Below are 14579 nucleotides of genomic sequence, written 5' to 3' on the forward strand. Positions count from 1 at the left end.
ACGGCGGGACAATCACTCGGCTTCAACTCGCGATCGCCCCGCCGGCTCTCGCTCCGGCTCCGTTCGATGGCTCCCCTGGGTCGCCATCACTGCGCCTCCGCTCACCTGTCCCGTTGCACTCCGGTCGATTCGGCCTACGCTTCTCGGGGCATGCAAGATATGTATTCCGTGCAACGGAATATCTTGCCCGGCCGAAGCCGGGATGTGCGAACCGCTCCAAAGTCGCTCCCGCAGAACCGTGCAACAGGCTTACCGGCTGTTGCACGGACCTCAGATATGAAAGTCAGTCCCGGCCTCTTTCGTCATCCACACCCTCGCGAGCCAGCTCCCACGCGGCCCGTATGGCAAGGTCGATTCCCCTTGCCGTGAACCTCATAATCCGCCCGGTCGAGCGGTTGACGGCGTAGCCGAGCCTCGCGCCGTTGATCTTCCTCGTCTTGCCGAGGGACTCCGAGTGATAGCGGTATTGCAGCGCCCCCCGCTTGGATCGGGCGATCTCGATCCCATCCGATTCCAACCGCCTTGCAAACTCTCCGAAGCGGTCGGGGCAGCTCTTGAGCCTCCCGACCTCCTCTGCCCTCTGGGCGACAATCGCTCGGACCCTTGCGTTCTCGGATTTGTCGGATCTCCCCTTCTTTGCCATCTCGCGCTCCTCGCGACCGGGCTGGCGCGCGTGCACCTTCGAGTTCGAGAGGCCCCTTTCGAGCTGGCTCAGGCCGTACTTCGTATCGAGCTCCTTCACCGTTCTCACGCGGGATTTCGCCGCCGCCCTCGCCGGCCCGTCGTTCAGACGCCGCCCAGTCTCGAGGTCCGTCCTATTGATGGCGAGGTGAGCGGCGAATCGGGCCGATCCATCCGACCTGCACCTCTCCTCATGCAGCACAATCACGATCTCCTGGTTGGGATAGCGCTTGGCGATGTAGTCCCTCGCGTACTCCATGCAACGCGAGGGCGTCATCGGCCCGCCGTTGCAGGAGCACTCGTCCGGGTTGAAGCCGATCACCTGATGCTGCATGTACGTGCACCTTGCGCCCTGCTTCCCGGGCCGGTTGTGCCCGGCCGCCTCCCGGGTGGCGTCCATTTCCTCGAACCATCGATCCTCATCGATGATGTGCTGGGTATCGTGGTCCAGGACTTTCTCCCTGTCCCAATCGAAATACCGCTTGAGGTTTTGGAGGTGCTCCCCGCTCATGACGCTCGCCTGCTTGATTGCGGTCATTTTCCAACTCCCTTCAAAAACCGCCGTCAGTCGACGAAGAGGCCGGACCATCCGTCGGCAACAGGCGGCTCCGCGGCCTCTTCCTCGAATTCGGGAGTCCAGAGATCGACGCCGTCCTCACGACCCATTTGCCTTGATATCAGCCTGGCCTGGTATTCCATCCTCTTGGCCGCCTCGTGCTCGCGCGTCCCCAGATCGAAGTGCTCCTTCGTCGGCATCCGCGTGCAATCGCAGACAGGGGCCCGGAAGCACCCCGCATGTTCCCTGCCCACGCCGTTCTCCGCGGTCTTCACCACGATGACGCCGTCCTTGTCGGGGGACATCTCCGTCCACTCCCAAGGATGAATCAGGTCGTCGGCGTGCTCGCTGTAGGATGTCGACCCCGTACCGCCCGAAGGCCCCCTGCTCGAGCTGGTTCCCATGGTGTGCCGCGTCGTCTTCCCGACTAGCTCGGTGAAATACTGGCGGTCCTCGGCCTCGCCCAGTTTCATGGCGACCTTGACGCCGCAGTTTGCCAGGATCTTCTTCCGTCCGTCGCGCTCGCCGTACTTGTTCAGCTGAGAGATGTTCTGGACTGCGCCCATCCAGAACAGGTCGTACGAGCGCCCAAGGCTGAGAAGGCTAGGCAGGCACTCGACCTTCGGCAGGTTCCCCCATTCGTCGCCGAGGATGGACACCGGCCGCGGCAGCTTTCCACCAGCTGCGTCCGCGATGGAATACACGGCAGCGTAGAGCTGCTCGAACAGGACCGCCGCGATCGCGTTGTAGGGGGAGCCCTCGTCCATCACGTGGAGGAACAGCGCGGTCTTCTCGCTCAGGATTCTACTCGGATCGATATCATCGCCCGAGACCATTCGTGCAATCGGCGCCGAAGCGTAGATCCTCAGGTTGACCTTTAGCGTGGAAACGATGCTCCTCAGCTCGTTGCCGCCGCTCGAGATGAACTGTGAGGCACGCGAGCGGGCCGGATGCCCCTGCGGCAGGGAACGGAACAGGCCCTTCAGCGGCTCACACGGATCCTCGCCGGCCCCCTCCGTCCCCAGGCACATGATGTGGTAGACCGTCGCGAGGTGCTTGCAGCCCCGCGGGCAGCCCTCGTCCAGCACGACCAGAAGGATCGTCGCGGCGAGCAGCGACCGCGCGGATTCCGTCCAGTGGCTCGCCTTCGCATCGCCCTCCCCGGCGATGAGCGTACGGGCGACGGCATCCGCGGCCTGCTCAGCCCCCGGCAGATTCCCCCCGTTCGCGAGCCTATCGACCATTTCCAGTGGATTGAACGTGTCGCTCTTCTCGGGATGCTGGGCGTCCAGCAGAAGCACCCGGTACCCGCGACGCTCCAGCTCGTCGCCCGTCAACTCGATGAGCTCACTCTTCACATCGGACACGATAATGGTCTGCGGCCTCGATTCCCCGTCATCCGCCCCATACGTCAGCAGATCAATTGTCGGGATCAGCAGCGATCTTGATTTTCCGGCACCCGTTGAGCCGTCGAGGAACATGTGCCGCCTCGGTTCGAACAGATACTTGGAGCCGAACAGCGTCTTCTCAAACCCGTACACGAATCCTCTGCTTTTCGGCTGTCCGTGCCCGTCCCAAATCTCCGAGCCCCGGATGGTCTCCGGCCCCGTTTTCACCCGCGCCTCCCCAAGTACACCTCCGTCGGCGGCTCGCTCCTTCGAGGAAGCCGATAGCTGCATGAGCACGAATACCGACAGGAACAGCGCGAACGAGGCGAGACAGCCAGGGACGCAATGAGGCCCCACGTTAATCCACCACCAAATGGTGTTATCCACGCTCAGGGTGAATCCGATCGAGCTCAGCTCGATTGGAAATCCGAGGATCATGCAATCGAGGGGAATGGCGATAAGTGGCGCAAACCCCGCGGTAAGCAGCGCTGCGAAAACCAGCGCCATGACCACCTTCTCCTTCACGAGAACCACCTACTCTCTCGCACGGGCGAGTAGGTCGTTGACCCAGCCCACCGCCGTCGAGACGATTGATGTCGCCCGGTTGAGATTATTGAGGACGACCGGATCGGACCCGTAGGTGTTGAGGGCGCGGACCGCCTGGTTGAGGTTCGTGCCGATCTTCTTCAACTCAGTCCTGATACCGGCAAGTTCCCCCGCGTCGGCGACCCTGACCGGCTTCTCGCCGCAGAGCAGGGCGGCATCGCGCATGAAGGAGGACGCCGGCATGTTCATGGCCGCCGCCCTCTCCTCGATAGCCTTACGCTGCGACTCACTCATCCGTACGTTGATATGCGTATTCATGGAAGTCATAACCATCCAATCCGAGCGGGGCCGACGCATCGGCCCCGCCCCTTTTATTAAGTTGAAATTGTTTGGAGCATCTGACCGATGCGCCCAATCCTCACCCTCGCCCAGACATCGAAGGGGACTCCCGGCAAGCTGCCGAGATATATACGGTATGGTCGCCATTGTTCTCTATAGATATCGAGAGCATCGAGCAGGCGCTTCCATTCCCAAATGAGCTCATCGGCCGAGAGCAGAGGAAGATCCCTGTTCTCGGCGCGCGCGAGCTCATCGGACGACAAGCATGGATTGGGAGCCCGGTATCCACCAATGTAGGGTCCGGGCTCCATAATTAGCCGATTTCGGTAAACATCGCTGCTGGTGCGTTGAACTCAAACTCGACAATACCGCAGGAACCGTAACGGTTCTTTGTGATTGAAGCAATGACGGGCCGTTTTTTAAGCAACATATTGGCATTACGCTCTTCGGGCTTATCGCCCTTAATAGAAAGCGACATAACGAGATCTGCCGAATACTCGAACATGTTGCACCCGCCTATCGCCTGAAGCCCGGTGGTCTGCTTGTCGTAATTAACGCGGTTAATTGATGAGATAGCGAAGAGCGGACAATGGGCCTCATCCACGATTCGGCGGAGCTCGGAAGCGACGAGCTTGAGACCGATACGCTCGTCGGCAATGCGCAGTTCCTGCGGCAAAGAGACGATTTGCGCGTAATCAACAATAACCAGTGGCGGTTCGCCATGTTTATCGGCAACCTCTTCGATTGCCTTTCGCATCCCGGCATATTTAATTTCACCAGGAATGATATACATTCGCTCGGCGATGCTGCGGGCGTAAATGTCGAGAACCTTCTCGAAGAGCCCGCGTTTGTCCTCAGACATGCCATCGCCGTTCATATCATCGTGCGTGAGCTCGCCGCCCGAGATGCGGGTGAGGCTCTTCGCGAGCATGCTGTCTCGCCCGAGCTCGCCCTCAAAGATGACCACCGGATGGCCAGCAATGGCCCATCCGTCGGCGATTTGCTGCATAAACGTTGTTTTACCCGTACCGGGTCCGCCGGGGACGATGCACAGGTATTGACGAAGACCTCCGAGGATAGTATCCAGCGCACCGTGTTCGATATGCCCAAGCGGCCTATTCTTTAAGATACGCAAGGCGGTCTCGTCGAGGCCGACGCTCATGGGATTTAAAGCCGGCACGGTTCGCTCGCCTCCAATTCATGGAGGTATGCAAAGAAGCTCGATTCAAGGATGTAAATGCGGCGGTGCAACGCAATCGCGCGCCCGCTCTCCTTCATCATCTTCGAGGCCGTAACCGGACTCAAGCCGGTTATCTTGCACACTTCAGCGATGCCAAGAAGGCGCTCGTGGCCCAAGTTGGAATCAGAAGAAACCGCAGTTGATGCTTGTACGGCAGCGTACGGTTCAGGCTCTACAATCATGGTAGAATCCTTTCAGGCTAGCTCGCCCCTCCCCCTTCGTCGCCAAACTTAGATAGGGAAGGGCGGGCGGCTTTTTAATCAATGACCGAAAATAAAATAACTCCTTTCAAACAAGCTGGTCAGGCGCTTACTGTTTATATTGTAACACTGTCTGTTGCACAATCATATCTAGTTACAGTTCTAATTTCTAATTCACTTTCTGACTGTATAGACTTTATTGTCTGACTGATTTAATATATATACAACGATGATTGGAGTGGTTATGGGACGTTTACCATTATCCGGAAGTAAGATGCGGAAAATTAAGTTCGGAACAACTGTTCAGGCGACGACCCCGGAGAAAATCGAAGAGCTACGCCTCAAGAACCCCGAATCAGTCAGAAGCACCGGCGAGGCTATCGACTATCTATGCAACCTGCTCACGGGGTTGCAGCCGAGGGTCGCCAGGGCCCTCGATGAGGCGTGCCTCAGGGAAGCTCGGCAAATCACCAATGAAATGAAGGCCCTTCCCGTTGACGGATCAGAAGAAATGAGTTTTAGTCAATTGGAACTTTATCGAGAGCAATTCCAGAGGCTCCACGACCATTTCTCTTTATATTGCGAGAAAGAGGAGAGGCCCCAGGGAATGAGACGGGTCGATCTCCTCGGCGGCGATTACGCTGTCCTCCCCTCCTCTTGGACTTTATTGGAAACAGAGGAATGCGCGAAGTCTTGCAGCCAGGTCGGAATTATCGAAATTCGCGGCGGCGCAAAATACGATGCGCCTCATTTTGCCTTCTTCCATAACGGAGAGTACAGTCAAAAGGACAAATTGCAGCGCGCAACCAAACTCTGGCCCCGCATGACCGACGTGATGCGCGACGAGGTCAAACTGGTCACAGATGATGAGGGACATTACCTAAATATGGACGAGCACCTAGCCGCCCCCATCATTTGTTATTTCAACCTTCTAGATGCCAGCTACTATCAGTCTATGGAGCTGGAGCCGCCATATGGCGCAATGATCTACCGAAACAATGTCGCTTAAAAAAGAGGCCCCAAAGGGGCCTCTTTTTTAGCCCTTTTTAGCCCTTCAGCAGATCATCCAGCACTGATGCTGCCTTCTGGTCATTTGCCTCGATAAAGTGGCTATAGATAGACAGCGTCGTCGATGGGCTAGCATGGCCCAAACGCGCCTGGATCGTCTTAATGTCCGCATTGGCACCAACGAGCAAAGTCGCTTGCGTATGTCTAAGCTCATGAGGCTTCAGCCCGCTATAACCCGTATAGCGGGTACGTTTGACGCCGTCACTCCCAATGACTTCCCTGCTCTCCTTAAAAGTACCGAAGCCGTTTTTCGCCGCAAACAGCCTAAACGCCCTTGAATAGTTATGTCCATCCATCCGGGTCACAAGAGCCCGTTTGCCGTTGGCGGCGTCAACGATCCCAATGGAATGGACAATGGGCGTTTCTCCAGTCTGCCCCACTGCAAAGGAATCGAACTCACTCCGCTGAATGGCTTTCCACCTGTCCAGATAGTCGGCAAGTTCATTTCCAACCGAAATCTTACGCCTGCTCATCTTTGATTTAGGCGGCCTCAATGTCCTGTCGTTCGTATATTGCTTTACTATCCTCAGAGTCTTGGCGTCGGGGTCATAATCCTCCCATGAGAGACCAAGGGCCTCCCCCTTCCTCAAACCGCAGAGAAGTAGAAGCATTGTGCATGTGATAAAGGAAGATGGCTTCTCCTCCAAAAGGACCGCAAGAAGCCTTGCCGCCTCATCGGCGCTCAGCGCCTTACGAGCCTCGACATTCTGCTTGGGCAGTTTCACTCCCCTACAAGGGTTTTTGCCCACGAGGTCGTTATCGACGGCATCCTTCATTACCTGTTTGAGCTTGATGTGGATGCGGCGAATTTCACTTTCGCTGAATCGGCCTTCTTTTCTAGCCTTGGCATAAGCAGTGCGAACGTCATCCGATTTAAGCCGAGTGAGATCGGGATTGCCGAACAGCTCGCGTATGTGACGAATGTCCAAACCTTCACGCTCATAAGCAAGAGGTGATCCCATGGTCGACTCCCTGTTCGCGTGAAACCTGTCCGCATAATCTGATAGGCCCAGAGGACCATTGCCACGGTTGGAAGCGCCCTCAAGTTCAGCTCTATAGGCCTCCAGCGCCTTGGCGACTTCACTCGGCCAGTTTTTCGGGTTCTTGCTTCTGCAGTGAACCCTGCGTGACGGACTACGGCGGTACCGTCCTGTCTCCGGATCTTTTCCCAGGGAAAAATAAATCCGATAGACGCCTTTGCTCTTATCGATGCATTCCGATGTGCCGCGAGCGGTCTTTTTTATCAATCCCTGCAATCATATCCCTCGTTAGATTTTCGATTAGGCTTGCTGGCAAAGCCTTTAAAGCTTTGCCAGCAAGCCTAATCGAAACTTTTCACACTTTCAAGTCTCTCTAAGTGTGAAAATAGTGGGAAATATGATTCTAATAGCTAGCTCAATAATTGTTAGTTACCTATTTCTACCTGCGCTTCCTTTTAATTCAGTGAAATTGGCCTCATATCGTCAAATGCCGAATTCACGTACTCGTAAAGCGGGGGTCACCGGTTCGAGCCCGGTCGCTGGCTCCATTGCACAAGACAGCCGCCTTCGGGCGGCTTTTTTGTTGTCGATTTCGGGCGCGCATCCGCCAATCCAAGCACAACGCCGCCGGAAACTCTCCTACTCAACAAAAGCCCCGCCAACCGCAATCCCCAAAGGAACCGCGTTCAGCGGGGCCCAAGCGAGCTCCCCCAAGGGATAACGCTCGCAGCACGAACAGCTCAGCCGAGCAGCGCGCTACTCCTCCCAGTAAGCATCTGCAAGCAGCTTAAAGCAAATCTTCTTGACCGGCTGCGCGCCATCGCCCTGGAACTCGAGCGTGGGCATGTGAGGCTCGCCGGCAACAAACAGCGCAAACTTGTCGTCAGCAAGATCGCCGGCGATCGAGGCGTCGGAATCGACCAGATCGTAGTCGTCCTTCTCGTCGAACTCCTGGACCAGCGTCAGGCTGCCCGTGGCAACCTTAAAGGCCTCGCGACCCTCGACGTCGATCTGCAGGTCGTGATAGCGCTGATGCGTCTCATAGTGAGCCTCGGCTTCGGGACGCGTCGTGGGAGCCATGACGTTCGCAAAGACCTTGTCGCCCAGAATCGGATGGCTGCCGACCTCGAGCTTCGCCGGATCGTTCTCCTCGAGCCAATCGATCAGCACGTCGAGGCCCTTGAGCATTCCACGGTACTCCTCGATATCGCCCAATGCACCGTAAATCATCTAAATCCCCTCTCGGATCGTTTCTTTGGCGGCTACTCGGCAAACGCATTACCGACGCTGTTGCCACCCACATGCGTCTCGACCAGGGTAAGGTCGGGATTGAACACGACAGTGTCGGCGTCGCGCCCCGGCATAATGCTACTGCACTTGTCGTCGACATGAGCTAGCAACCGATGCCGGGGCCGCAGCACAAGCTCCTACAGCTCGGTCACGACAACGCCGTTGTAAACCTCGTCCCAACGATCCATAACCAAGTGGCCAGTCATGGGATCCATGGCATTGAGCTTGCCGCAGGTGTTGGCGGTACGCAGCACCGTCTCGTCGTCGGCGCCGGCAGCAATCGCATGTGCGAAGCCGGCAATGGTCGAATCGCCAGAGCCCGTAGCGTTAACGGCGGGGATATCGGGCGTCTTGGCGCGGAACGCACGGCCGTTATGGAAACCAACGGAGCCGGCAGCGCCCATGGATACGACGACCCAGGGGATATCGGAGAAGCGGGCGTCAGAGGCGAGCGCGGAACGGAGCTCGTCCACATCGTCGGTGGTAAAGCTCGTGCCCAGAAGGCCGTTGATCTCGGTCAGGTTAGGCTTGACCAGCTCAGGCTTGACCTCGGACTTGAGCGCAGCCTCGAGCGAGGCGCCCGAGGTATCAAGCAGCACCTTGGCGCCGGCGTTCTCAGCAATGCCCGTAATCTTGGCGTAGTAGTCCGCCTCGACGCCGCGGGGCAGCGAACCCGAGATGGTAACGACATCGGCCTTACTCGCAAGCTCGGCGAACTTGGCGGTAAAGGCATCGAGTTCCTCGGGGGCAATCGTCGGGCCGCTCTCGAGCAACTCGGTCTGGTTGCCAGCATGAAGGATGTTGAGACAAATGCGAGTCTCGCCCTTGATGGGCACAAAATCATTCTTAATGCCGTTAGCATCCATGAGCTCGGCCATATAGGCGCCCATATGACCACCAAGCAAGCCGGTTGCCACGACATCGTCGCCCAGCTGGCCCAGGACGCGGGCCACGTTGAGGCCCTTACCGCCGGCGGTCTTTTCGGGCGTCACGCGGTTAACGTCGTCGATAATGAGCTCATCGAGCTGATAGCGCGTATCGACGGACGGGTTCATCGTAACGGTGAGGATCATTTCTAGCTCCTTATCTCGCAGGCTCCTTATGCCTTGCAAAACGAATTGGCTACATGCGACTACAGAATCTCGATTGTGAACGAGCGCACGATGGTTTCTTTGGGCTTGGCGATAAGGCAGCCGCGCTTGTGCTCAAGCACGTCGTCCTCATCGGAGCAGGTCGAAAGACCGCCCCAGGGCTCAACTGCCACAAAATCACCCTCGGGCTTGCTCCACACAATGAGGTACGGGAAGCCCTCAAAGCTCAGGCGAACACCCTTGTCCTCGCCCTTTTTGGAAAGCGTGACCTGACGGCTCTCGAGCACGTCAAAGATGGTCTCCGCAAAATCGAAGAGCTCATGTGACAGAGGCAGCGTCTTTCCCACCATGGGGTTCTTGGAGCGGTTGGTCACGTCAATCAAGCCAGTCGAGGGGACGGCAGCGCAAAGCTCAGCAGCCTCGTCTTTCTCAAAACGCAACTCGTAGTCCGTATAGGCCTCGCCCTCATCGAGCGGGCACCTAAAGCCGGGGTGTCCACCGATAAAGAAAGGCATGTCCTCGGTGCCCTCGTTGGTAACCTCATAGGAGACGCGCACGGCGGCGTCCTCGAGCGTATAGCGGGCGACAAGCTTAAACGGATACGGATAATCGCTCAGCAGCGCGGCGTTATCCTCCGAAGCCAGGCACATCGCCAGCTCGTTCTCGCTCTGGCTCAGCAGCTTCCACTCCTGTTTGCGCGCAAACCCATGGCGGGCGAGCTTCACATGATGTCCGGCAAACGTCATGGCGCTGTTATCGCGCAAACCTCCGCAAATCGGGAAGCAAATCGGTGCCTGGCCGGACCACACGGCGGGATCGCCCTGCCACAAGTACTCGCGACCTCCTGCCTCAATCGAGGTAAACGAACCACCGGCCGTGGAGACCTTGATAGAAATCGAATCGTTGGAGAGAGCGTATTCCATTGTCCATCCTTTCGAACAACTGCTTTTTGCTCGCAAGAACCCGTCTCGGCCCTGACCAAAGGACAAACCCGCACGTTCATCGATGCGTCCGGTTTCCCAGCCATGCAACGGGGTACCATACAGACATTGATGCAATTACAGCTGAAAGGCCTTCTTATGCGAACCATCATCCTTTATGCCTCACACCACCACGGCAATACGAAAAAGCTCGTGGACGCCATCGTCGAGGCGCACCCCGAGATCGATACCCTCGACGTGAAGTCACTCGGTAAAAACGAGTACCCCGACCTGCACGAATACCATCTGATCGGTGTCGCCACGGGCATCTATTACTCCGAGATCGACAAGGACATGGCACGCGTGCTCACGAACGTGCTGCAGCCGCAGGACAAGGTGTTTGGCCTTATGACCTACGGTGGCAAAAACAAGTGGTACGGCAAGGATATCGATGGCATCTGCCGCATGAGGCAGGCCATCTTTATGGGCGTCTACGGCTGTCCCGGCTTTGATACGTGGGGGCCGTTCAAACTCACCGGCGGCGTCCAGAAGGGACACCCGACCGCTGAGGAAATTAAGGGCGCCGTCGACTTCTTCGACAAGATCGAAGACGAGTATGGCGACATCATCGTCGAAGAGTACGCCAAGCGCGAGAAGCGTCTAGCATACGAAAAGGAGCATCCCGCGGGGGGTCTTGTGGCCGGCGTCAAGCGCACGGCAAAGAAGATCGTTAACAAGCTGTAACTGTTAAGGTGCTTTTGAGCGTTTAACCCATACGGCGGGTCCGAGCAGATTCGGGCCCGCCGTCTTTTTCTATCGTTAATCGGTAAAGGCGTTGCCGACGCTCTGGCCGCCAACATACGTCTCGACGAGGGTGAGCTCATGGTCGAACACGACAAAGTCGGCGTCGCGACCCGGCATGATGCTGCCGCACTTATCCTCGATGTGCGCAGAGCGAGCCGGCACCTCGGTTGCCATGCGAATGGCGATATCAGCGCTGGCGATGCCCCAATCGACAATGTTCTTGACGCCCTGGGCAAGCGTGAGCACCGAGCCGGCAATGCTTTTGCCGTCGGCGAGCCAGCACAGGTTGTCCTTCATGATGACGTCCATGCCACCACTGGTGTAGCTGCCCTCGGGCATGCCGCCGCAGCCCAGGCAGTCGGTGATGAGCACCGTGTGCTGCCAGCCCTTTGCCTGCAGCAGTGCCTTGATGGCGGCAGGGTTTACGTGCTTGCCGTCACAGATGATCTCGGCGTAGGTCTCGGGCGTGGACATGGCAGCACCCACGACACCGGGCTCACGGTGATGCAGACCGCGCTGGCCGTTATAGGTATGCGTAAAGCAGCTGGCACCGGCATTGATAGCGGCGATGCACTCATCGTAGGTGGCGTCGGAGTGACCGATGCTGGTCACCACGCCCTTGGCGTTCAGAGCAGCCGCATAAGCAGCGGCACCGTCGCGCTCGGCGGCCATGGCGCTCTTAACGATGCGACCGCCCGCAGCCTCCTGCCACTGGTCGAAAACCTCCTCGGAGGGGTCAATCAGGTAAGCGGGGTTCTGCGCGCCCACGTGCTTCATGGTAAAGAAGGGGCCCTCCAGGTAGATGCCCTGAATGCGGGCACCGCAGAAGTCGGGGCCGCGGCCCTCGTCCGCCTTGGCGATAGCAGCGCAGGCGTCCTTGATCTGTTCGACGCCATCGGTGAACGTCGTGGGCAGCCAGCTGGTGGTACCGCGACGGGCGAGCTCGGTTGAGCTGATATCGATGCCCTCGGGATCGTTATCGGTAGTTGAGTGGTTGTAGAAGCCATGGATGTGAGTATCGACCATACCCGGTGCGATCCACGATCCCGTGTAGTCCTTAATCTCGCAAGAGGGCTCGTCGGCCTGCCAGGCGCCAAAAACGCCATCCTCGACCATAAGATAGCCGCCCAGTTGCGGGCCTGCCGGCAAGAAGAACTTGTCAGCCTTAATTGCGTACGTGCTCATATGCACTCCTCGCTTCTAAAGCAGTTGACTGTGGTAATGCTTATACCCAGCTCACGTAAAACAAAAAGCGCCCGCCCGCCGTTATGAGCGGACGGGCGCCCTTACAGGGGGACGCGATTAAGCGGTGAAGGGGTGAATCGTCACGCCCTTAACCACGCGGTTGACCGTGCCGGTGGGGCTCGGCGTATCGGGCGTGTTGCCCACGCGGACGGAGTTGAGCAGGCTGATAGCCTGGGCAAACATCACGAACGGCAGGGCAAGGTAGCCCTCGGGAAGCGCCTCGTAGCCCTTAAAGGTAAAGGACTCACCCTCATAGACGGTGGCACCTTCCTGCTGAACGGCGATGGTGTGCTGAGCGATCTCGTCGCCACCGATCTCGTTGAGGATGTCGATGTCGTACTGACGGGTGTAGGCGTCGTTGTTGACGAACACGAAGACGAGCGTCTTATCGTCGACGAAGGACTTAGGTCCGTGACGATAGCCCATGGAGGTGTCGTAGGAAGTAGCGACCAGACCGTGAGCGAGCTCGAGGATCTTGAGCTGGCTCTCCTGAGCAAGGCCACCGAAGGAGCCAGAACCCAAGTAGGTCACGCGGTTGAAATCGCCAGCCAGGTAATCGGCGATCTCGGGCTCACGGGAGATGACCTCCTCGCCCATCTTGGCAATCGTCTCGACCCACTCGGCCTTCTGCTCGTCAGAGGCAGTGTCGAAAATAAGGGTGGAGAGCAGGGTCATGCAGGAATAAGAACCGGTCATGGCGAAGCCCTTGTCGTTGGCGCGCGGAATGAGCAGCGTCAGCGCATTGGGATCATCGGCAGACTCGACGGCAAGCTTGCCCTCGGGAGCGCAGGTGATGTTGAGGAACTTGACGTTGTGGACGAGCTCCTTGGCAACGGCAACGGCGGCAAGGCTCTCGGGGCTGTTGCCAGAGCGGGCAAAGGAAACCACGAGCGTGGGATCCTCGGCGCGCAGGAAGTCGCGCGGGGCGCTCACGATGTCGGTCGTGGCGATGGGCTTAAAGTCGTAGAGATCAGTGTTGCCAGCGTGACGCAGGTACGGGGCGCAGGTATCGCCAACGTAGTCGGACGTACCGGCACCGGTGAAGACAACGGACAGACGACCCTCGCCCATAGCGCGAGCCTCGGCCAGGAAGGCCTCGATGGCCTCCTTGTTCTCGCGATAGATGTTGAGCGTATCACGCCAAAGCTCGGGCTGCTGAGCAATCTCGGCCGTGGTGATCTGGGCGCCGAGCTCGGTGAGCTCCTCGACACTCTTCTCGAACATTTCTAATACCTCTCTCTAGAAGTAATCCTCTGACGTGCAATTATACACTTCGGTTGGTTATCTGGTAGTAACCAGTTAAATGCAAAGAATCACCATATGGAAACGATGCGAGCACTAGTTACTGCGCTGGTGGTAAACCTTGTATTTAAACTGATCGGCACGAGCAACCGAAAGTGTGTACTCCACTACCTCGTTTGACTCGTTATACGTAGTCCTGACCAAATCGAGCACAGGCGAGCCCTCGACAATTCCCAAAAGGTGGGCATCGGTGGGACGGGCTATGCTCGCATAGAACTCCTCTTCGGCCACGCGAATCTTTTGCTGAAAGTCCTGCTCAATCACATCGTAAAGCGGCTTACGCTCCAGCAGCGGTCGCTTTAGGGACAGAAATTGACGAACCGGTAGATAGCTGCGTTCGACCATCATGGGCATGTTGTCGGCAGAGCGAAGACGCTTGAGCTTAAAAATGCGATCACCGATGCGCAATCCCATATGCTCGGCCAGATTCTTATCGGCCTCCATCTCGCAAAACTCGAGAATCGTGGTCTCGGGTTCTCGACCCATCGCGCGCATCTGCTCGGTAAAGCTGTAGGACTGCATAAGATTGGTTGCTTTTGCCGAACGGTCGGTCACAAAGGTACCGCGACCGTGCTGCCGAACCACCAGTCCTAAACGCTCCAGTTCCTGCAGAGCCAGGCGTACCGTAGTGCGCGAGAGACCATAGCGCTCCGAAAGTTCGCGCTCGGAAGGAATCATGTCACCGGCGCGATATTCATGGTCAATCTTTTCGGTCAGAATATCGACCAGCTGATCGTACAGCGGTTGCTTACGCGCTCCGATCGCCATCCTATCCTCCCTTTTGCTCGAATTCGGCTAACTACCTAGGGTGTTATGCATTATCTGTCTGCCACACCCGAATCATTAAGAAAACAAAAGCCGCGCGCTCTTTCGAGCACGCGGCTTTTAACATACACATGGCTTAAGGGGTCGGGGTGTGAGCCGCGTAG

14 protein-coding genes are annotated in these 14579 nt (G+C 57.6%); 2 read left to right on the forward strand and 12 right to left on the reverse strand.

What is annotated here, in order from left to right; genetic code table 11:
* Window positions 1–283: 283 nt before the first annotated feature.
* The 5 genes from ACGHEN_RS09405 to ACGHEN_RS09425 form a co-directional block, all read right to left on the reverse strand.
* Window positions 284–1219, reverse strand: a complete 936-nt coding sequence (locus ACGHEN_RS09405; protein WP_225093920.1) for a relaxase/mobilization nuclease domain-containing protein — start codon at window positions 1217–1219, stop codon at window positions 284–286.
* A gap of 26 nt (window positions 1220–1245) precedes the next feature.
* The gene (locus ACGHEN_RS09410) at window positions 1246–3150 is read right to left on the reverse strand and encodes a type IV secretory system conjugative DNA transfer family protein (RefSeq protein WP_390399005.1); all 1905 of its coding nucleotides are present in this window, start codon (window positions 3148–3150) and stop codon (window positions 1246–1248) included.
* 9 nt (window positions 3151–3159) lie between these two features.
* Window positions 3160–3498, reverse strand: a complete 339-nt coding sequence (locus tag ACGHEN_RS09415) for a plasmid mobilization protein (protein WP_349076090.1) — start codon at window positions 3496–3498, stop codon at window positions 3160–3162.
* 325 nt (window positions 3499–3823) lie between these two features.
* Complete coding sequence (locus ACGHEN_RS09420) at window positions 3824–4690, reverse strand: DnaB-like helicase C-terminal domain-containing protein (RefSeq protein WP_225093923.1); 867 nt, start codon at window positions 4688–4690, stop codon at window positions 3824–3826.
* Window positions 4678–4932: a helix-turn-helix domain-containing protein gene (locus tag ACGHEN_RS09425; protein WP_225093924.1), complete on the reverse strand. Its 255-nt coding sequence runs from the start codon at window positions 4930–4932 to the stop codon at window positions 4678–4680. Before ACGHEN_RS09425 ends, ACGHEN_RS09420 begins: the two co-directional genes overlap by 13 nt.
* A gap of 292 nt (window positions 4933–5224) precedes the next feature.
* On the opposite strand from ACGHEN_RS09425, the gene ACGHEN_RS09430 reads away from it, so the two are divergent.
* Complete coding sequence (locus tag ACGHEN_RS09430; protein WP_225093925.1) at window positions 5225–5959, forward strand: hypothetical protein; 735 nt, start codon at window positions 5225–5227, stop codon at window positions 5957–5959.
* 37 nt (window positions 5960–5996) lie between these two features.
* Here the strand turns inward: ACGHEN_RS09430 and xerC are convergent, their stop codons facing one another.
* The 4 genes from xerC to ACGHEN_RS09450 form a co-directional block, all read right to left on the reverse strand.
* Window positions 5997–6980 carry a tyrosine recombinase XerC gene (gene xerC, locus ACGHEN_RS09435; RefSeq protein ID WP_390399010.1) on the reverse strand — a complete coding sequence of 328 codons (984 nt, stop codon included), beginning with the start codon at window positions 6978–6980 and terminating at the stop codon, window positions 5997–5999.
* Window positions 6981–7754: 774 nt separating this feature from the next.
* Complete coding sequence (locus tag ACGHEN_RS09440) at window positions 7755–8228, reverse strand: YhcH/YjgK/YiaL family protein (RefSeq protein ID WP_117772916.1); 474 nt, start codon at window positions 8226–8228, stop codon at window positions 7755–7757.
* Window positions 8229–8425: 197 nt separating this feature from the next.
* Window positions 8426–9361: a hexose kinase gene (locus tag ACGHEN_RS09445; RefSeq protein ID WP_055251199.1), complete on the reverse strand. Its 936-nt coding sequence runs from the start codon at window positions 9359–9361 to the stop codon at window positions 8426–8428.
* Between the two features lie 59 nt (window positions 9362–9420).
* Window positions 9421–10302, reverse strand: a complete 882-nt coding sequence (locus ACGHEN_RS09450; protein WP_117847913.1) for an aldose 1-epimerase family protein — start codon at window positions 10300–10302, stop codon at window positions 9421–9423.
* A gap of 156 nt (window positions 10303–10458) precedes the next feature.
* Between ACGHEN_RS09450 and ACGHEN_RS09455 the strand changes: the two genes are divergently transcribed.
* Window positions 10459–11043 carry a flavodoxin domain-containing protein gene (locus ACGHEN_RS09455; protein ID WP_225093927.1) on the forward strand — a complete coding sequence of 195 codons (585 nt, stop codon included), beginning with the start codon at window positions 10459–10461 and terminating at the stop codon, window positions 11041–11043.
* Between the two features lie 75 nt (window positions 11044–11118).
* On the opposite strand, the gene nagA is transcribed toward ACGHEN_RS09455, so the two are convergent.
* The 3 genes from nagA to ACGHEN_RS09470 all read right to left on the reverse strand — a co-directional run bounded on the left by nagA (window position 11119) and on the right by ACGHEN_RS09470 (window position 14418).
* Window positions 11119–12288, reverse strand: coding sequence for an N-acetylglucosamine-6-phosphate deacetylase (gene nagA, locus ACGHEN_RS09460; protein ID WP_117847910.1), 1170 nt, complete (start codon window positions 12286–12288; stop codon window positions 11119–11121).
* A gap of 117 nt (window positions 12289–12405) precedes the next feature.
* Window positions 12406–13572 (reverse strand): SIS domain-containing protein, encoded by a 1167-nt coding sequence (locus ACGHEN_RS09465; RefSeq protein WP_035137674.1) that lies wholly within the window; start codon window positions 13570–13572, stop codon window positions 12406–12408.
* Between the two features lie 114 nt (window positions 13573–13686).
* Window positions 13687–14418, reverse strand: coding sequence for a GntR family transcriptional regulator (locus ACGHEN_RS09470; protein WP_022094608.1), 732 nt, complete (start codon window positions 14416–14418; stop codon window positions 13687–13689).
* Between the last annotated feature and the right edge of the window lie 161 nt (window positions 14419–14579).

It is taken from the genome of Collinsella sp. i06-0019-1H4 (assembly GCF_042849575.1).
Lineage (GTDB): Bacteria > Actinomycetota > Coriobacteriia > Coriobacteriales > Coriobacteriaceae > Collinsella.

What these genes read in the sequence shown, in the direction of transcription:
- ACGHEN_RS09405 (WP_225093920.1), bottom strand. Translation starts at nt 1,219, where the DNA reads ATGACCGCAATCAAGCAGGCGAGCGTCATGAGCGGGGAGCACCTCCAA.
- ACGHEN_RS09415 (WP_349076090.1), bottom strand. Translation starts at nt 3,498, where the DNA reads ATGACTTCCATGAATACGCATATCAACGTACGGATGAGTGAGTCGCAG.
- ACGHEN_RS09425 (WP_225093924.1), bottom strand. Translation starts at nt 4,932, where the DNA reads ATGATTGTAGAGCCTGAACCGTACGCTGCCGTACAAGCATCAACTGCG.
- ACGHEN_RS09430 (WP_225093925.1), top strand. Translation starts at nt 5,225, where the DNA reads ATGCGGAAAATTAAGTTCGGAACAACTGTTCAGGCGACGACCCCGGAG.
- xerC (WP_390399010.1), bottom strand. Translation starts at nt 6,980, where the DNA reads ATGGGATCACCTCTTGCTTATGAGCGTGAAGGTTTGGACATTCGTCAC.
- ACGHEN_RS09440 (WP_117772916.1), bottom strand. Translation starts at nt 8,228, where the DNA reads ATGATTTACGGTGCATTGGGCGATATCGAGGAGTACCGTGGAATGCTC.
- ACGHEN_RS09445 (WP_055251199.1), bottom strand. Translation starts at nt 9,361, where the DNA reads ATGATCCTCACCGTTACGATGAACCCGTCCGTCGATACGCGCTATCAG.
- ACGHEN_RS09450 (WP_117847913.1), bottom strand. Translation starts at nt 10,302, where the DNA reads ATGGAATACGCTCTCTCCAACGATTCGATTTCTATCAAGGTCTCCACG.
- ACGHEN_RS09455 (WP_225093927.1), top strand. Translation starts at nt 10,459, where the DNA reads ATGCGAACCATCATCCTTTATGCCTCACACCACCACGGCAATACGAAA.
- nagA (WP_117847910.1), bottom strand. Translation starts at nt 12,288, where the DNA reads ATGAGCACGTACGCAATTAAGGCTGACAAGTTCTTCTTGCCGGCAGGC.
- ACGHEN_RS09465 (WP_035137674.1), bottom strand. Translation starts at nt 13,572, where the DNA reads ATGTTCGAGAAGAGTGTCGAGGAGCTCACCGAGCTCGGCGCCCAGATC.
- ACGHEN_RS09470 (WP_022094608.1), bottom strand. Translation starts at nt 14,418, where the DNA reads ATGGCGATCGGAGCGCGTAAGCAACCGCTGTACGATCAGCTGGTCGAT.